Annotated in this window: 16 protein-coding genes; 6 read left to right on the top strand and 10 right to left on the bottom strand. The window is 62.9% G+C overall.

The window, feature by feature from the left end; all coding sequences use genetic code 11:
- Window positions 1-89: 89 nt before the first annotated feature.
- A complete protein-coding gene (locus tag BGO80_RS18260; RefSeq protein ID WP_286722847.1) occupies window positions 90-1,205 on the bottom strand; it encodes a Gfo/Idh/MocA family protein in 1,116 nt (371 codons plus the stop codon).
- A gap of 125 nt (window positions 1,206-1,330) precedes the next feature.
- On the opposite strand from BGO80_RS18260, the gene BGO80_RS18255 reads away from it, so the two are divergent.
- The 6 genes from BGO80_RS18255 to iolB all read left to right on the top strand — a co-directional run bounded on the left by BGO80_RS18255 (window position 1,331) and on the right by iolB (window position 8,542).
- A complete protein-coding gene (locus BGO80_RS18255) occupies window positions 1,331-2,164 on the top strand; it encodes a MurR/RpiR family transcriptional regulator (RefSeq protein WP_286722846.1) in 834 nt (277 codons plus the stop codon).
- A gap of 161 nt (window positions 2,165-2,325) precedes the next feature.
- Window positions 2,326-4,239, top strand: coding sequence for a bifunctional 5-dehydro-2-deoxygluconokinase/5-dehydro-2-deoxyphosphogluconate aldolase (locus BGO80_RS18250; RefSeq protein ID WP_286722845.1), 1,914 nt, complete (start codon window positions 2,326-2,328; stop codon window positions 4,237-4,239).
- A 260-nt stretch (window positions 4,240-4,499) separates the two neighbouring features.
- Window positions 4,500-6,347 carry a 3D-(3,5/4)-trihydroxycyclohexane-1,2-dione acylhydrolase (decyclizing) gene (gene iolD, locus BGO80_RS18245; protein WP_286722844.1) on the top strand — a complete coding sequence of 616 codons (1,848 nt, stop codon included), beginning with the start codon at window positions 4,500-4,502 and terminating at the stop codon, window positions 6,345-6,347.
- Window positions 6,348-6,568: 221 nt separating this feature from the next.
- A complete protein-coding gene (iolE, locus tag BGO80_RS18240; protein WP_286722843.1) occupies window positions 6,569-7,486 on the top strand; it encodes a myo-inosose-2 dehydratase in 918 nt (305 codons plus the stop codon).
- A gap of 59 nt (window positions 7,487-7,545) precedes the next feature.
- Window positions 7,546-7,797, top strand: a complete 252-nt coding sequence (locus BGO80_RS18235) for a DUF3329 domain-containing protein (RefSeq protein WP_206437873.1) — start codon at window positions 7,546-7,548, stop codon at window positions 7,795-7,797.
- The gene (iolB, locus tag BGO80_RS18230) at window positions 7,742-8,542 is read left to right on the top strand and encodes a 5-deoxy-glucuronate isomerase (RefSeq protein ID WP_286722842.1); all 801 of its coding nucleotides are present in this window, start codon (window positions 7,742-7,744) and stop codon (window positions 8,540-8,542) included. The genes BGO80_RS18235 and iolB overlap by 56 nt, the downstream gene beginning before the upstream one ends.
- A 1-nt stretch (window position 8,543) precedes the next feature.
- Here iolB and BGO80_RS18225 read toward each other — a convergent pair whose 3' ends face one another.
- The 9 genes from BGO80_RS18225 to plsX all read right to left on the bottom strand — a co-directional run bounded on the left by BGO80_RS18225 (window position 8,544) and on the right by plsX (window position 17,095).
- Window positions 8,544-9,014, bottom strand: coding sequence for a hypothetical protein (locus BGO80_RS18225; protein WP_286722841.1), 471 nt, complete (start codon window positions 9,012-9,014; stop codon window positions 8,544-8,546).
- Between the two features lie 84 nt (window positions 9,015-9,098).
- Entirely contained in the window at window positions 9,099-10,136 is a 1,038-nt protein-coding gene (gene iolG / locus BGO80_RS18220; RefSeq protein ID WP_286722840.1) for an inositol 2-dehydrogenase, read from the bottom strand.
- A 65-nt stretch (window positions 10,137-10,201) separates the two neighbouring features.
- Window positions 10,202-10,984 (bottom strand): ATP-binding cassette domain-containing protein, encoded by a 783-nt coding sequence (locus BGO80_RS18215; protein WP_286722839.1) that lies wholly within the window; start codon window positions 10,982-10,984, stop codon window positions 10,202-10,204.
- Window positions 10,985-10,986: 2 nt separating this feature from the next.
- The gene (locus BGO80_RS18210) at window positions 10,987-12,111 is read right to left on the bottom strand and encodes an ABC transporter permease (protein WP_126151685.1); all 1,125 of its coding nucleotides are present in this window, start codon (window positions 12,109-12,111) and stop codon (window positions 10,987-10,989) included.
- An 86-nt stretch (window positions 12,112-12,197) separates the two neighbouring features.
- On the bottom strand, window positions 12,198-13,148 hold the full coding sequence (locus BGO80_RS18205; protein WP_286722838.1) for a sugar ABC transporter substrate-binding protein: 951 nt from the start codon (window positions 13,146-13,148) through the stop codon (window positions 12,198-12,200).
- Window positions 13,149-14,025: 877 nt separating this feature from the next.
- Window positions 14,026-14,481 (bottom strand): MerR family transcriptional regulator, encoded by a 456-nt coding sequence (locus BGO80_RS18200; protein ID WP_126152303.1) that lies wholly within the window; start codon window positions 14,479-14,481, stop codon window positions 14,026-14,028.
- Between the two features lie 27 nt (window positions 14,482-14,508).
- Complete coding sequence (locus tag BGO80_RS18195; protein ID WP_126152304.1) at window positions 14,509-14,820, bottom strand: integration host factor subunit alpha; 312 nt, start codon at window positions 14,818-14,820, stop codon at window positions 14,509-14,511.
- A 230-nt stretch (window positions 14,821-15,050) separates the two neighbouring features.
- A complete protein-coding gene (locus BGO80_RS18190; protein WP_164550493.1) occupies window positions 15,051-16,028 on the bottom strand; it encodes a beta-ketoacyl-ACP synthase III in 978 nt (325 codons plus the stop codon).
- Window positions 16,025-17,095: a phosphate acyltransferase PlsX gene (plsX, locus tag BGO80_RS18185; RefSeq protein ID WP_286722837.1), complete on the bottom strand. Its 1,071-nt coding sequence runs from the start codon at window positions 17,093-17,095 to the stop codon at window positions 16,025-16,027. The genes BGO80_RS18190 and plsX overlap by 4 nt, the downstream gene beginning before the upstream one ends.
- Window positions 17,096-17,141: the final 46 nt, after the last annotated feature.

Here is a 17,141-nt window from a genome sequence, read left to right as displayed (position 1 = left end):
CCGACAGGTTCGCAAAACACAGTCCCCTCGGGTCAACCCGAGGGTGATTGTTGTGATTTGCGGGATTGGGGCGGTTCCGGCGCAGAGGGCTACAGCGCGACCCAGCGCCCCTCATGATGGCTTCGGGCCATGGCGTGCACCGTCTTCTCGATCTGCAGACCTGCAGCAAAATTGATCACACGGGCCGGCTCGTCGCGAATGGCGCGCAGCAATTCGTGGCATTCGATGATCTTGAGATCGTTGAAGCCAAGGCCGTGGCCGGGCGCTGGAATGAAGCGGTCATAGGGTGGGTGCACCGGAGCCGCGAGGATAGTGCGAAAGCCCTGTTCGCTGGCGCGGTCGGCAGTGCTGTAGAGCTGAAGCTCGTTCATCCGCTCCTGGTCATAGGTGATGCTGCCCCTGGAGCCGAAGATCTGCACGGCGATGCGGCCCTTGCGGCCCCAGGCGGAGCGGTTGAAGGCCAGCACACCGCTGATCCCATCGCCCAGTTCGACCAGCACGCTGGCAATGTCGTAGGTTTCGACATTTCGGCGCGTACCCTCTTTGGTCGGCCGGTCGGGATAGGGCTTTGCCAGATGCGCGAACACCTTGGTGACCGGCCCGAACAGCACGGAGAGCATGCTGAGTGGATGCACGCCGAAATCGTCAAGCGCTCCATAACCGGAACTGGCCTCACTCTTCCAGTAGAACAACGCCTGGGGATCGGCCATGAAGTCCTCGTCCATTTCGAGGCGTACATGGTTGACCGCGCCGATGGCGCCTTCCTGCAGAAGCCGCCCGATGTGACGGATCATCGGGTTCTGGATGTAATTGTAGCCGAGCACGGCGACCCGGCCGCTCGCCCGAGCCGCAGCCTCCATGCGCATTGCATCGTCGAGCGCCACCGCCATGGGCTTTTCGCACCAGACATGCTTGCCGGCTTCCAGAGCCGCGATGGCCATCTCGGCATGGAAGGCGTTGGGGGTGGTGACGGAGACGACATCGACGGCGGGATCGGCGATCAGCGCCCGCCAGTCGCCGCTGGCGCGGGCAAAGCCAAATTCCTCGGCCTTGCGGTCGGCGATCTCCTGGCTGACCTCGGCCAGATGCTCGAGGCGCACGCGCGGCCCGTCGCCGAAAACTGCCTTCACGCCGGTCCAGGCGAGCGCATGGCACTTGCCCATATAGCCGGTGCCGATGAGGCCAACGCCGATCGAAGATTTCATTCCATCCCTCCGCCACAATGAAACGCATGTTCAATAGTACATTCATTCCGGTTTTGGAATGGGGCTGCTGGTCAGGAAAATGGGGTTTGTGGTAGGAGGAGGTGTTGGTGATGGGGTGAGTGAAAATGACGGGTTCGGGGCTGCCGCCGCAGGATTTCGAGGCGTTGCGGATGGCTATTCTGGGGCGCAAGGCGGAATTGCCGAAGCGGCTGACGCAGGTGGCGGCCTATGCGCTCGATCATCCCGACGAGATCGCCTTCGGTACGGCGGCGAGCATTGCCAGTTCGGCGCAGGTGCAGCCCTCCACGCTGGTGCGGTTTGCGCAGCATTTTGGCTTCGACGGATTTTCGGGACTGCAGCAATTGTTCCGACTACGCCTGCGCGAACGCAATTCCAGCTATGAGGATCGGCTGCGTAGTCTCGAGGAAGGCGGGCCGGCGCTTTCGGAGAGCGCTGGCATTCTCAACAAGTTCATTTCAGCGGCGCATAGCAGCGTCGACAGCCTCGCCAATGTGGTGGACCCGGAGAATTTCGACCGTGCTGTCAGTATCTTAGCGCGAGCAGAGACCATTTACCTCATCGCCAAAAGGCGCTCCTATCCGATCTCCAACTACATGGCCTATGCCTTTGGGAAGCTGAAGGTGCGGTGCCAATTGGTGGGGACGGCGGCGGGAATCGATGACGATCTCCTGGCCTTTGCCAGCGAAAAAGATGCCGCTTTCGCCGTGAGTTTTTCGCCCTATGCCTCGGAAAGCGCGGCGCAGGCGCGGGCTTTGGCTGGGCGCAATGTGCCGCTGGTCTCGCTGACCGACTCGGCATTTTCGCCGCTGGCCGAGTGCTCGACCGTGTGGTTCGAACTGGTCGAGGCCGACCATGCCGGCTTCCGCTCGCTGTCGGGAAGCATGGCCTTTGCCATGGCGCTGACCGTGTCGGTCGCAGAAAAGCGCCGCCGCGGCTGACCTTCCGATGCGTGTTTCCTGACCGCGATATGAACGAATTCTGAACATTCCACGTTCGGAACGTATATTCTATCTTGACGCAGTTTCAGAACCTGTATTTCATTATTCCTGAAGCGCATCATAGCGCGAAGCGATGACGACAGAGCGCGGGAGAGATAAGGGTGACTACCGAATTGGCGAACAGACCGCTCGATGTGATTACCATCGGGCGTGCCTCGGTGGACCTTTACGGCCAGCAGATCGGCACGCGGCTCGAGGATATTGCCAGCTTTGCCAAATCGGTGGGCGGCTGCCCCACCAATATCGCGGTCGGTACGGCGCGATTGGGCCTCAAATCGGCGCTTGTCACCCGCGTCGGCAATGAGCAGATGGGCCGGTTCATCCGCGAGCAACTTGAGCGCGAGGGTGTCGAAACGGCCGGGATGGTCACCGATCCCGAGCGCCTGACGGCACTGGTGCTGCTGGCGGTCGAGAATGACAAGTCGTTCCCGCTGATCTTTTATCGCGACAATTGCGCCGATGCGGCTCTGGATGAGGGCGATATCGACGAGAATTTCATTCGCTCGGCCCGTGCGGTGCTGGTGACCGGCACGCATTTTTCCAAGCCGCATAGCGACAGGGCGCAGCGCAAGGCGATGCGAATTGCCCGCGAAAATGGTGGCAAGATCGTCTTCGACATCGATTACCGCCCCAATCTCTGGGGCCTGGCCGGGCACGATGCCGGCGACAGCCGCTATATCGCCTCGGACAAGGTCTCGGCACATCTCAAGACAGTGCTGCCAGAATGCGATCTGATCGTGGGCACTGAAGAAGAAGTTTTGATCGCGGCTGGTGCCGACGATCTCCACGCTGCGCTCAGGACGATGCGGTCCCTCTCCTCCGCCGTGATCGTCCTGAAGCGCGGTCCCATGGGCTGCATTGTCTATGACGGCGCCATTCCCGACGATCTCGAAGACGGCATTGTCGGCAAGGGATTTCCGATCGAGGTCTATAATGTGCTGGGGGCCGGCGACGCCTTTATGAGCGGGTTCCTGCGCGGCTGGCTGCGCGGCGAGAGCCATGCCACCAGCGCCACCTGGGCCAATGCCTGCGGCGCCTTTGCGGTGAGCCGGCTGCTCTGCGCACCCGAAATTCCGACCTGGACCGAACTGCAGTTTTTCCTCGAGCATGGCAGCAAGGAGCGGGCGCTGCGCAAGGACGAGGCGATCAACCATGTGCACTGGGCCACGACACGTCGTCGTCCCATCCCCGCGCTCAAGGCGCTGGCCATAGACCATCGCAGCCAGTTCGAGGACATGGTCGGGGGCGATGCACAGAAGCTGGCGCGCATTCCCGACTTCAAGGTGTTGGCGATCAAGGCGGCGGCGCAGGTGGCCGATGGGCGGGACGGCTTCGGCACGCTGCTCGACGACAAATATGGGCGCGATGCGCTTTATGCGGCCGGTGCCCTCAAAAATTTCTGGGTCGCCAAGCCGATCGAGCTGCCGGGGTCGCGGCCACTGCAGTTCGAGTTTACCCAGGATCTGGGCTCGCGCCTGGTCGAGTGGCCGGTGGACCATTGCATCAAGGTATTGTGCTTCTTTCATCCTGATGATGCGGCGGCGTTGCGCCAGGAGCAGATCGCCAAGCTGCGCTCGGCCTTCGATGCCGCCCGCAAGGTCGGCCGCGAATTGCTGGTCGAGATCATTGCTGGCAAGAATGGACCACTCGAGAATGATACGGTGGCTCGGGCGCTGACCGAGATCTACGATGCCGGGATCAAGCCGGACTGGTGGAAGCTCGAGCCACAGAACAATGTGGCGGCCTGGGCCCAAACCGACGCGGTGATCGAAGCGCGCGATCCGCTCTGTCGTGGCGTCGTGCTGCTGGGGCTGGATGCGCCGCAGGACCAGCTGGAGGCCGGGTTCAAGGCGGCCAAGTCGGCGCGCACGGTCAAGGGTTTTGCGGTGGGCCGCACGATCTTTGCCGATGCGGCGCGGGCCTGGCTGGATGGGAAGATAAGCGACGAGGAGGCCGTTGCCGATATGGCGAAACGGTTCGGGGCGCTGGTGGAGATTTGGGAGCGTGCGGGTTAGTGGTGCTTTCGCCTCCCTCCCCCTTGAGGGGAGGGAATGAGGGTGGGGGTCCATCGGTTTGTCACTGAACCACCCCCCACCCCGGCCCTCCCCCTCAAGGGGGGAGGGAGCGATGGAACCGCACCAACCAGAATTTGAAACGCCCTAGTGCGCTGCGGCATCCCCCTCACCCGTCTCGGCCTGCGGCCGATCCAGCCTCTCCCAAAGGGTGAGAAGAATTGAGGGGGCAGCCCTGGTGAAGGATTATTGAGGAAACGGCAATGAGCCAAAAAACTGTTCGATTGACGATGGCGCAGGCCGTGGCGCGGTTCATGACGGCGCAGATGACTGTGATTGATGGCGAGAAGCTGCCGATCTTCGGCGGGGTCTGGGCGATTTTCGGGCATGGCAATGTCGCGGGGATCGGCGAGGCACTTTATGCGGTCAAGGATCAGCTCCCGACTTATCGCGGCCAGAACGAGCAGAGCATGGCGCACGCCGCCATCGCCTATGGCAAAGCCAGTTTCCGGCGCCGCTTCATGGCCGCGACCACCTCGATCGGGCCCGGCGCGCTGAACATGGTCACGGCGGCGGGGCTTGCCTATGTGAACCGCATTCCGGTGCTGCTGCTGCCGGGCGACGTGTTCGCCAATCGCCTGCCCGATCCAGTGCTGCAGCAGGGCGAAAACTTCGGCGACGGCACGGTGAGCGTCAATGACTGCTTCAGGCCGGTAAGCCGCTACTTCGACCGCATCACGCGACCCGAACAGATCATTCCGGCGCTGCGCCGCGCCATGCAGGTGCTGACCGATCCGGCGGAATGCGGGCCGGTGACGCTGTCGCTCTGCCAGGACGTTCAGGCGGAAGCCTATGACTACCCGGAGAGCTTCTTCGCCGAGAAGGTGTGGGTGCCGCGCCGGATCATGCCGGATGCCGACGAATTCGCCACGGCCGCGGCGGCGCTAAAACTGGCCAAGAAGCCGGTGATCATTGCCGGCGGTGGCGTCCTCTATTCGGAAGCCAGCGAGAGCCTCGCCGCCTTTGCCGAGGAGCACGGCATTCCGGTGATGGAGACGCAGGCGGGCAAGAGCGCCCTACCCCATGTGCACGAGCTCAATATGGGCTCGGTCGGGGTGACCGGCACCTCGGCGTCCAACACGCTGGCCGAAGAAGCCGATGTGGTGCTGGCGGTGGGATCGCGACTGCAGGATTTCACCACCGGCTCCTGGGCGCTGTTCAAGAACGAGAATCTCAAACTCATCGGGCTCAATGTGCAGCCCTTCGACGCGCATAAGCACAACGCGCTGCCGCTGGTGGCGGATGCGCGGGTGGGTCTCGAAGCGCTGGATGCGGCGCTGATGGGTTGGCAGGTTGAGTCCGCCTGGACGCAGAAAGCGTTGAAACTCAAGGAAGATTGGCTTGCTGACGCCGATGCGGCACGGGCTGCCAGCAATGTCGAACTGCCCTCCGACGCGCAGGTTATCGGCGCCGTGCAGCGCGGCCGGACAAAGGCCACCCTGGTTTGCGCCTCGGGCGGTTTGCCGGGCGAATTGCACAAGCTGTGGCGCGCCGATGGGCCGGGCAGCTATCACCTCGACTATGGGTTTTCGACCATGGGCTACGAGATCGCCGGCGGGCTGGGCGTGGCGCTAGCGCGGCCGGAAGACGATGTCGTGGTGATGGTCGGCGACGGCTCCTATCTGATGATGAATTCGGAAATCGTCTCGGCGGTGATGATGGGCCTCAAGCTCACCGTGGTCGTGCTCGACAATTCCGGCTTCGGCTGCATCAACCGGCTGCAAATGGCCACCGGTGGCGCCAATTTCAACAATTTGTTCCGCGACACTTTCCATGTCGAAATGCCGAACGTGGATTTTGCGGCGCATGCCGCATCCATGGGCGCCAAGGCGAAGAAGCTGGCTTCGGTGGCAGAGCTGGAAACGGCGCTGGCCGAGAGCGAAGGGGCCGGCGGTGTGCATGTGTTTGTCATCGATACCGATCCGCTGGTGACCACCGAGGCCGGTGGGCATTGGTGGGATGTGGCGGTGCCGGAGGTGAGCGAACGACCCAGCGTCAATGCGGCGCGCGAGGCCTATGTGAAGGCATTGCGGGCGCAGCGGGCGGGGTAAGGCCCCCTCACCCGTCTCGCGCTTCGCGCGATCCACCCTCTCCCCGAGAGGGAGAGGAATAGAAGGTGCCCGTCGATCCATTCTTCTCCCGTGGGGGAAAAGGGAGGCACCGCGTTTTGAACATCCACCGGCTCACCCCTCTCCCCTTGCGGGAGAGGGTGGATCGGCCAAAGGCCGAGACGGGTGAAGGGTTTTGGCGCTGTAGGGCGCAGGAGAGAAGCATGAAAGCCAAACTTGGCATGTCGCCCATCGCGTGGTGGAACGACGATCTGGTGGAACTCAGCGATGACGTGTCGCTGGAAGAGTGTTTGCGGCAGTCGCGCTCGGCCGGGTTTACCGGCATGGAGAAGGGCCGGCGGTTTCCGGACGATCCGGCGACCATGCTGCCGATCCTGCGCGCGGCCGATGTGACGCTGTGCGGAGGCTGGTTCTCGGGCACGCTGGTGGACGAGGAACTGGCGGCCAACAAGGACCGCATCGCGCCGATGATCGAGCTGTTCAAGGCGGTGAACGCGCCCTGCATCGTCTATGGCGAAGTCGGCCGCTCGATCCAGGGCAAGCGAGACGTGCCGCTGGCGCAGAAGCCGCGCCTGTCGGACGACGAAATGCAGGCCTATGCGCGCAGGGTGACGGCGTTTGGGGAATGGTGCGCCGAGCAGGGCATGCCGCTGTCCTATCATCACCACATGGCCGCCGTGGTCGAGACCGAGGCGGAGCTCGATGCCTTCATGGCCGCGTCCGGGGCAGGCATTCCGCTGCTGCTCGATGCAGGGCACCTCGCCTTTGCCGGCGGCGACGTGCTGCGGGCAATCGACAAGCATCATGCGCGCATCAACCATGTGCATGTGAAGGATATCCGCCGCTCGGTGGTGGATGGGCTCGATCGCAGCAGGCAGAGCTTTCTCGATGCGGTGGCGCTGGGCGCCTTTACCGTGCCGGGCGATGGATCGCTGGATTTCGGCGCTATCGTGCAGCGCTTTGCGGACTATGGCTATGAGGGCTGGTTCGTGGTCGAGGCCGAGCAGGACCCGGTGGCCAATCCGCCGCTCAAAATGGCCCAGGTGGGCCACAAGGAGCTGATGCGGGTGATGACGGCGGCCGGCTACACCGTCGAGACCGAGGGTTTCCCGAAAGGGTGAGTCTTTCGAAGCGCTTGTGCTAAAGCCTTACCGGATTGAATCAAGCGGGAGGCGATGGCATGGCGCTGAAGGAAAACGAAGTAAGCTGGTTCCGGCCGCTGTGGCGGCGGGTTGCCGTGGTGGTGTTCCTCTGCATCTGGCTGGGCTGGGAAGTGTTCTATACCGGCGAGCAGCTGTGGATGATCCTGGTCGGCGCAGCGCTGGCTTACTCGCTCTACAATTTCTTCTACGCCTTCCCCAAGGAGGAGCCGAACCATGAGCAAATCCCCCCTCCTCGTGCGCCCGACGGCGACGAGCGGCAAGATCCATGATGTGACCCCCGCTTCGGCGGGATGGACACATGTCGGCTTCGGCCTGCATCGGCTGAAGCCGGGCGAGGCCTATGGCGAGGCCACCGGCGCGCGCGAAGTGTGCCTGGTGCTGGTCAGCGGCAAGGGGCGGTTTGCCGTGGATGGCGAGCATTTCGGTGAGCTCGGCGAGCGGATGAGCCCGTTCGAGGGGGCGCCGTGGGCGCTCTATGTGCCCGCGGGTGCCACTTGGGCGGTGGATGCGACCACCGATCTGGAGCTGGCGATCTGCTCGGCGCCGGGGGGCGGCGATTTCAAGGCGCGGGCGATCCCGGCGGGGACGCATAAGCAGATCCATCGCGGCAAGGGCGCCAATGTCAGGCATGTGCACAATATCATGCCGGAGGATGACGGGGCGGCCAATGCGCTGCTGGTGGTTGAGGTGATCACGCCGCAGGGCAATACCTCGTCCTATCCGCCGCACAAGCATGACCAGGACAATCTCCCGCATGAGAGCCTGCTGGAAGAGACCTATTATCACCGAATGAACCCGCCGCAGGGCTTTGCGTTTCAGCGGGTCTATACCGACGATCGGAGCCTCGATGAGGCGATGGCGATCGAGGATGGCGACGTGACGCTGGTGCCGCGGGGCTATCATCCGGTGGCGACGACGGCGGGGTATGATCTCTATTATCTCAACGTCATGGCAGGCCCGAAGCGCGTGTGGAAATTCCACAATGCGGCCGAGCATGAGTGGATGCTGGGGTAATTCAGTCGAGCATGCTTTCCGGCTGACTGCCGTCCGTGTGGAAGGCGAACGCGTAGTCGCGGCCATTGGCGTCGGTGGCGGTGCACTTGTATTGCGCCGGAGCGGCCGTAGGGTCGCCACTCAGCGCGCACTGACCATTGGCCCGATGCTCGGTGATATCCTCGCCGGCGCTGTCCTTGCTTTCGATGATGCTGTCGAGCTGCACGGCAAAGCCGGCGTCGGTGCGCTCAGCCATGCCGGAGAAGACGAAGAAGCGGCCGGTGGGATCATCGGTCCAGATCGAGAACTCCATGGCACCGCCGTCATAGGACACCTGCATGAACTCGTCGGCGCAGATGGCGAGCAGGTTTTGTTCGCCCACGCGCAATTCCTCGCAGTCACCGCGCAGAGTGAAGACGGAGAGTGGCTCGGCACCCTGGCCGAAGGCGGGTGAGACGATCAGCAGGCTGGCGATGAGAGGAAGATATTTCATGGGCTCTTGAGGCTATCGGAAAAAGGAAAAGGCATCGGATGGACGCCTTCTCCCATACGCCAGATATCGAGCGTTGTGAGCCCTTTACCGCCCCTGGAACACGCTCTTGTCGGCCATGGCGCCGGTGATTTCGCTGACCTTGACCGCCCTGCCCTCCTTGACCGATTTCAGGGCGGCGTCGGCGAGGGCGAGGGCGATGAGGCCATCGACCCCGCTGGGCGAAGCCGGAGACTTCGATTCAACACAATCGATGAAGGCGCTGATTTCGCGGGCATAAGCCTCGGTATAGCGGGTCATGAAGAAGTCGTGCAGCGGCGGGCGAGTATAGCCATTGCCATTGGCGATTTCGATCGAGACCGGACGCTGGTTTTCGGCCGCGACCGAGCCCTTTGAGCCATGAACCTCGATGCGCTGGTCATAGCCATAGGTAGCGCGGCGCGAATTGGAGATGGTGGCATGCTTGCCCGAGGCGGTGGTGAGGATCAACGAGGCGCTGTCATAGTCGCCGGCCTCGCCGATGGCCTTGTCGACCAGGACCGAACCAAAGGCGGTGACGGTATCGACCTCTTCGCCGAGCAGGAAGCGGGCCATGTCGAGATCATGGATGGTCATGTCGCGGAAAATGCCACCCGAACGCTTGATATAGTCGACCGGCGGGGCGCCGGGATCGCGGGAGATGATGGTGATCATCTCGACATCGCCGATCTGGCCCTCGGCAATGGCGGATTTGACCGCCTGGAAATGCGGGTCGAAGCGGCGGTTAAAGCCGACCATCAGCGTACCGCCTTCGGCATCAACCACCTTGAGGCAGGCCTTGACGCGCTCGACATCGAGATCGATGGGCTTTTCGCAGAAGATGGCCTTGCCGGCGCGAGCGAAGCGCTCGATCAGATCGGCATGCGTATCGGTCGGCGTGCAGATGACCACCGCGTCGATGTCGCTGGCGGCCTCGATCTCTTCAATGCTGCGCACTTCGGCGCCGTATTGGGCCGCAAGATCGGACGCGGCCTTGGGAAAGGCGTCGGCGACGGCGACGAGCCGGGCCAGGGGATTGGATGTCACCGCCTTGGCGTGAACCTTGCCAATGCGGCCCGCGCCGAGCAGGCCGAAACGAACGGTCATGTGTAGTCTCTCCAAACAAGCGGCCGGACACCCTGCCCGGCCGGAATTTCGCTGCGGTCGCTGGGTCAGACGGTGCCGCCCAGTGAGGTATTGAGCTCGGCCAGTTCCGCGCCGCCAGCCATCATGTCCTGCAACTCCTCGGGCTTCAACTCACCCTTCCGAGCAGTACCCAGGGTCTTGCCACGGTTGAGCACGGTGAAGCGGTCTCCCACGGCCATGGCATGACGCACATTGTGGGTGATGAACACGATGCCGATGCCGGTCTTGCGGACACGGTCGATGGTGGCCAGCACATTGGCGGTCTGGCGCACGCCGAGGGCCGAAGTCGGTTCGTCGAGGATCAGCACCTTGGCGCCGAAATAGACGGCACGGGCGATGGCCACGGTCTGGCGCTCGCCACCCGACAAGGTGCCCACCGCCTGGTCGGGCTCGCGCAGATTGATTCCCATGCGTCGCATCTCGGCCATGGTGACGCGATTGGCCTCGTCCATGTCGAGGAACTGGAACGGCCCAAAACCCTTGCGGGGCTCGCGGCCCATCCAGAAATTGCGGGTCACCGACATCAGCGGGATCATCGCCAGGTCCTGATAGACCGTGGCCACACCCGCCTCCATGGCATCGCGCGGATTGGCAAAATCGACCTTCTGCCCGTTCATGCGGATTTCGCCCGAGGTCGGCTTGTGGACGCCGGCCATGGTCTTGATGAAGGTGGATTTTCCCGCACCATTATCGCCCAGGAGGCAATGGCACTCACCCGGCATGACCGAGACGGAGACGCCATTAAGAGCGATGACGGGGCCGAACTGCTTCTTGATATCGACAAGTTCAATGAGAGGCGTATCGGCCATGATCAGCGCTCCCCGGTGATGAGACGGCGGATATAGGTGTTGAGGATCACTGCCAGCAGCAGAATGACACCCAGGAACACCCGGAACAGCGAGCTTTCGACGCCGGCGAAGAACAGACCCTGCTGTACGACGCCGAAGATGAGCGCGCCGAGCGCCGCACCGATAACCGAGCCATATCCGCCGGTGAGCAGCGCGCCGCCGATAACCACGGCGATGATGGCCTCGAATTCCTTGAGCAGGCCGCGGTCGGCAGCCGCCGAGCCGAATTCCATCACCTGGCAGGTGGCGAAGACCGTGGCGCAGAAGGCCGAGAACACGAACATGGCGATCTTGACCCGGTCTACCGGCACGCCAACATAACGGGCCGCCTTGGCATCGCCACCAGCGGCATAGATCCAGTTGCCGAAGCGGGTACGGGTCAGCAGGATATGGGCGAAGATGATGAGGGCGAGCGCCCAGACCATCAGCATGGGAATGCCATCGACCACCGGCTGCCCCGCCTTGTTGCCGGCCTGGAAGGTGGCGATCAGGCCCATATCGGCCATCCAGGTGAAGACGAAGCCCAAAACCTTACCGCCGAACAGGGCAGCGAGCCAATCGCCCTGCGCCGCCTCGCGCACGCCGCCGATAATGGTCTGGCGGGTGGTGGAGATGGACAGGTAGATGGTGAGGCCGCGCAGGATATAGAGCGAGGCCAGGGTGACGATGAAAGATGGCAGGCCGGTCTTGATGACCAGATAGCCATTTGCCGCGCCGATCAGCATGGCGGTGATGAAGGCGGCGATGATCGACACCCACATGGGCAGGCCCATATGGACGCTCAGAAGGGCAATGACGATGCCGGCAAAGCCGATCATCGAGCCGACGGAGAGGTCGAATTCGCCGGCGATCATCAGCAGGCATGCGCCCACGGCGATGATGGCGAACTGGGCCGAGACCACGCCCCAGTTCATGATGCCGTCAGCGGCAAACATGCCGGTGCCGCCGGCGACGATGGCGAAATAGATAAAGACGAGAACGGTGCCGGCCATGGCACCCAATTCTGGGCGCACGAAGGCCCGGCGCAGGGGCGACTGGCGCTGAACGCGCTCGTCGACCGGAGGCGCGGCCACAGGCTGCTCACTCATCGAAACATTCCTCGATCGGGGAAAACGCGCCGGACGCTGCGGCCGCGTCGAGAGGGATGGGGCCGCTGACGCGGCCCCTTTTCGGCTTAGCGGTACTGACCGGCAAACTTCTCGACCAGATCGATATTGTCCTTGGTGATGAAGCCCGGACCCGAATTGATCGAATTGCCGGGGACCACGCCATAGCGCGACAGATTGGTCAGCACGACCACCGGCAGGTAGCCCTGCAGGAAGGGCTGCTGGTCGATGGCGAAGTTGATGGTGTCGGCCTTGATGGCGGTGGCGATTTCGCCGGAGAGATCGAAGGTGCCGAAGAAGATGGCGCCGGCCTTGCCATTGGCGTCGAGCGCCGCAATGGTAGGGTGCGCCGAGGTCGGCCCGAGGGTCAGGATGCCATTGGTATCGGGATTGGTCTGCAGATAGGCGGCGACCTTGGACTGGATTTCACCCGGGTCCTGGCCGGCGTCGATCATCTGATTGCCCAGGTCAACGCCCAGCGCATCGGCAAAGCCCTGGCAGCGCTCCACCGAGGCGGGATTGGTGATGTAGTGGTTGACGCAGAGGAAGCTGGTGACCCCGGCAGCCTTGGCACGCTCACCGGCACCGAAACCGGCATCGTATTCGGGCTGGCCGACATGCAGCAGCGCGCCGATTTCCTTGGACTGCTCGATGGTGCCCGAATTGATGGTGATCACCGGAATGCCACGCGCCACGGCGTCGGAGAGCGGGCCCTTGAGCACGTCATAATCGGCAATGGTGGCGATGATGCCCTGCGGATTGGAGGCAGCGGCCTGCTCGATGATGCGGGCCATGTCGGCGAGGTCGCCTGTGGGCGGATTGCGATATTCAACGGTCACGTCCATCTGCTCGCCGGCCAGGGCGATGGCGTTCTTGATGGTGTTCCACCAGCTATCGGAATCGGGCGCGTGCGACACCAGCACGAAGCGCTCTCCCTCGGCGACAGCAGGGGTCACGGCGACCGGCAGGGCCAGCGCCGCAATGGCGAGCGCGGACAGTCCCTTGACAACAAAGCTCATGATAATCCTCCCAGATTCATGGTTCACATGCAGAATGTTTCATCCGCAGCATTTTCTTAACGAAACAAACATTCCATTTTTGAAGGGAGCCGTCAAGACTGGATTGGCTGGGAGCAGATGCTGGGCAGTGCTACGGAGGCTTGGTGCGGGGTGGCTGCGCGCAAACGATTGCGGGTGTTGGTGTTTTGGGGAGCTGGGCTGGATTTGAGTGCGACGAAATGGTTTTGGAACGTTCGTTCTAAAATGAGGAAGGCAGGTCGGAGGAAGGGCGCTTGTGGCCACCACCATTTCTGCACTCGAACTTGATGCGAGGGATATTGGCATCGCGCGTGACGGGCGCGCGGTGACACGCGCAGGGGGTCTCGTCCCCCACCCCAGGCCTCCCCGCAAGGGCAGGGCTATCGCATATGGGCTTGAGCGTGCTGCACACCCCCACCCAACCTCCCCCTGAAGAAGGGGGAGGAGCCGCATCGAGTGCCAGGTGAAATATTGCCAAACACGCAGCCCGAACTCCCTCCCCCTTGATCGGCTTCGACCCGTGCCGGAGGCAAAATCGCTCCAGTGGAGCGATTTTAGGTCAGAAGGCCGTTCGAGCTCTGCTCGAATGGAATGAGGGGGTGCTGAACCATCCAGGAGCCCGTTCGTTCATGGGCGTTTGCTGAACCTGCAGCACCCCCACCGACCCTCCTCCTGTAGAAGGGGAGGGAGAGCAGGAGCCGCATCAACCAGAACGCGAAACGCTCTAGAAGCTGCACCTAGCGACGGTGCAAGAAGGGCAAAGCCCTCGGGTCTTCGCCCGAGGGTGACGGCCGGTGGGTGGGGCTGGGGGATAGCGCGGCGATAAGGGGGGAGCCGCAAGGGCGCGTTTGCGGCGGCGTCAGTGTTCGCGGGCGCGTTCGAGGATGCGTTTGCACTCGAGCAGTTCGCGCAGCACATCGGAGAGCTGGTTGCGCGATTCGTCGTCCAGCGCCGGGCTGGCTGTCATCAGCGCTTCTTCGACTTCGGCTTCGTCGCTGGCGGCTTCGGCCTGTTCGATCAGCGGCAGGATTTCATCCAGGCCCTTGCCCTCGCCCACGGCAATGACATAGCGCGGGCCCTGATCCTTGAGGATCTTCTGCACGCCCTTGATGGTAAAACCCTGATCATAAAGCAGATGGCGGATGCCGCGCAGCAGCATCACGTCCTCGGGCCGGTAATAGCGCCGGCCACCGCCGCGCTTCAGCGGCTTGATGGTGGGGAAACGCGTCTCCCAGAATCGCAAGACGTGCTGAGGAAGATCGAGTTCCTCAGCTGCTTCTGAGATGGTTCGGAAGGCGTCGGGCGACTTGTCCAAACCGGGGTTCCTTTACGCAAGAAAGCCTTACTTTCCAGCGTCGACCATAGACTTGTTAATCTTGGACTTCAACACGTTGCTCGGTTTGAACACAAGAACCTGCCGCGGCAGGATCGGGACTTCCTCGCCCGTCTTGGGATTGCGGCCGATACGCTCGTTCTTGGAGCGGACCTGGAAGGAGCCGAAAGAGGAAAGTTTCACATTGGCGCCAGTTACCAGCGCATCGGTAATCAGTTCCAGAACGCGCTCGACCAGTTCCGCCGATTCGGTGCGGGACAGGCCAACGGTGCCATAGACGGCCTCCGCCAGATCGGCGCGTGTAATCGTCTTCTGAGCCATTCAAACCCCCGTGCAGTCCAAGGTCACAATTCCCGGCCGGCAGGGCATCGATATTTCAGCAATGCCTTGCAGCGGGCACGACTCCCCACGAGCCGAGCCGTTTCGTTCGGGAATCCTTCCCTGTCGACGCCACCGTCTGACCCCATCGCCCCCGGTTCCAGCGTCGGGCTCCTCCACCCGGAGAAACACTAACGCCTTGAAAGGCTTGAGGTCAATGCGCTGAGTTACGTCTACCAGCGAATGAGCGACGCGCCCCAGGTGAAGCCGCCGCCCATGGCCTCGAGCATGACCAGGTCGCCGGGCTTGATGCGGCCATCGGCGACGGCGACGCTCAGCGCCAGCGGCACCGAGGCGGCGGAGGTATTGGCGTGCTGCTCGACCGTCATCACCACCTTTTCGGGCGGCAGGCCGAGCTTGGCCCCTGCCCCCTCGATGATCCGGCGATTGGCCTGGTGCGGCACAAACCAGTCGAGATCGGCGACGGTGTGACCGGATTTTTCCAGTGCCGAATAGACCACGTCGGTGATCTTGCCGACGGCGTGGCGGAAGACTTCGGGGCCCTGCATGTGCACATGGCCGGTGGTGCCGGTGGTGGAGGGACCGCCATCGACATAGAGCTTGTCCCAGTGCTTGCCGTCCGAGCGCAGGGCCGAGGCGATGATGCCGCGTTCCGGCTCGCCCTCGGCCAGCTCGACGCGCTCCAGCACCACGGCGCCGGCACCATCGCCGAACAGCACGCAGGTGGTGCGGTCGGTCCAGTCGAGCAGGCGCGAGAAGGTTTCGGCGCCAATGACCAGCACGCGATTGGCGAGGCCGTTCTTGATGTAGCTGTCGGCGGTAGTGACGGCATAGACGAAGCCGGAGCATACGGCCTGGATGTCGAAGGCGAAGCCATGGGACATGCCCAGCTTCATCTGCACCAGAGTGGCGGCGGCGGGGAAAGTGTAATCCGGGGTGGTGGTGGCGACGATGATCAGGTCAATGTCGTCGGGGGTGAGACCGGCATTCTCGAGAGCGGCGCGGCCAGCAGCAACGGCCAGATCGGAGGTGAACTCACCCTCGGCGGCGATGTGGCGCTGCTTGATGCCGACGCGTTGCTGAATCCACTCGTCGGACGTATCGACCGTCTTGGCGAGTTCCGCATTGCTGACGACGTTCGCCGGCAGATAGCTGCCGACACCACGGATAACGGAACGGGTTCTGGTCACGCCGATTTGGCCTCGGTCTCGGGCGCCGCGCTGGGGGCCGCTGTGTGGATGGGAAAGTGCTGCATGCTGTCACCGATCTTGTCGATCAGGCGGCTGCGCGCCATTTCGTAGGCAAGGCCCAGAGCGCTCTTGTAGCCGATCTCGTCGGTGCCGCCATGGGACTTGATGACGATGCCGTTGAGGCCCATGAACACGCCGCCATTGACGGTGCGCGGGTCCATCTTGCGGCGCAGGGCATTGAGCGCCGACGAGGCGAACAGAGCCCCGATCTTGCTCATGAGATTGGCCTTAAGGGCGTTGCGGAGATAGGTGCCGACCTGGCGGGCGGTGCCCTCGGCGGTCTTGAGAGCGATATTGCCGACAAAGCCTTCGGTCACCACCACGTCGACAGTGCCCTTGCCGATATCGTCGCCCTCGACGAAGCCGTGATAGGTGAAGCCGGCGCCGCTGGCCTGCTGCAGGATCTTGCCGGCTTCCTTGATGTAATCGAGCCCCTTCACCTCCTCGGTGCCGACATTGAGCAGGCCGACCGTGGGTGAATCCGAATCAAACAGCGCCCGCGCCAGCGCCGAGCCGAGAATGGCGTAATCGACCAGCTGGCGCGCATCGGCGCCGATGGTGGCGCCCATGTCGAGCACGATGATGTCGCTGCGCAAGGTCGGCCAGATGGCGGCGATGCCCGGGCGGGAAATGCCTTCCATGGGGCGGAGGCAGAAGGTGGCCATAGCCATCAGCGCACCGGTATTGCCGCCGGAAATGGCGACATCGGCGTGCCCGTCCTTGACCGCCTGGATGGCCATCCACATCGACGAGACGTTCTTGCCCTTGCGCAAAGCCTGGCTGGGCTTTTCGTCCATGGCGATGACGGTATCGCAGTGATTGACCGTCGACGCAGGCTTGAGTGCCGGAAATTCCTCGAGCAAAGGCTCGATCTGTTCCTTGCGCCCATGAAAGATGAAGCGTGTCTGCTTGCGTTCCCGCAGGGCTAGATAGGCCCCGTGGATCACGGCGCGCGGGGCGTTGTCGCCACCCATGGCGTCCACGGAAATCGTTATTGCGTCGGTCATTTCAGCCTGTTTTTCGGCCCACCTGGGCGGGCATGCAAACATATCC

The sequence above is a fragment of the Devosia sp. 63-57 genome (assembly GCF_001899045.1).
GTDB classification, from domain to species: domain Bacteria; phylum Pseudomonadota; class Alphaproteobacteria; order Rhizobiales; family Devosiaceae; genus Devosia; species Devosia equisanguinis.
This window is presented reverse-complemented; position numbering and strand designations above follow the sequence as displayed.

Bases quoted from the DNA above. Each gene is read 5' to 3' on its own strand.
- iolG (WP_286722840.1), bottom strand. From the start codon at position 10,136: ATGACCGTTCGTTTCGGCCTGCTCGGCGCGGGCCGCATTGGCAAGGTT.
- BGO80_RS18260 (WP_286722847.1), bottom strand. From the start codon at position 1,205: ATGAAATCTTCGATCGGCGTTGGCCTCATCGGCACCGGCTATATGGGC.
- BGO80_RS18215 (WP_286722839.1), bottom strand. From the start codon at position 10,984: ATGGCCGATACGCCTCTCATTGAACTTGTCGATATCAAGAAGCAGTTC.
- plsX (WP_286722837.1), bottom strand. From the start codon at position 17,095: ATGACCGACGCAATAACGATTTCCGTGGACGCCATGGGTGGCGACAAC.
- iolD (WP_286722844.1), top strand. From the start codon at position 4,500: ATGAGCCAAAAAACTGTTCGATTGACGATGGCGCAGGCCGTGGCGCGG.
- BGO80_RS18205 (WP_286722838.1), bottom strand. From the start codon at position 13,148: ATGAGCTTTGTTGTCAAGGGACTGTCCGCGCTCGCCATTGCGGCGCTG.
- iolE (WP_286722843.1), top strand. From the start codon at position 6,569: ATGAAAGCCAAACTTGGCATGTCGCCCATCGCGTGGTGGAACGACGAT.
- BGO80_RS18225 (WP_286722841.1), bottom strand. From the start codon at position 9,014: ATGAAATATCTTCCTCTCATCGCCAGCCTGCTGATCGTCTCACCCGCC.
- BGO80_RS18255 (WP_286722846.1), top strand. From the start codon at position 1,331: ATGACGGGTTCGGGGCTGCCGCCGCAGGATTTCGAGGCGTTGCGGATG.
- BGO80_RS18195 (WP_126152304.1), bottom strand. From the start codon at position 14,820: ATGGCTCAGAAGACGATTACACGCGCCGATCTGGCGGAGGCCGTCTAT.
- iolB (WP_286722842.1), top strand. From the start codon at position 7,742: ATGAGCAAATCCCCCCTCCTCGTGCGCCCGACGGCGACGAGCGGCAAG.
- BGO80_RS18210 (WP_126151685.1), bottom strand. From the start codon at position 12,111: ATGAGTGAGCAGCCTGTGGCCGCGCCTCCGGTCGACGAGCGCGTTCAG.
- BGO80_RS18235 (WP_206437873.1), top strand. From the start codon at position 7,546: ATGGCGCTGAAGGAAAACGAAGTAAGCTGGTTCCGGCCGCTGTGGCGG.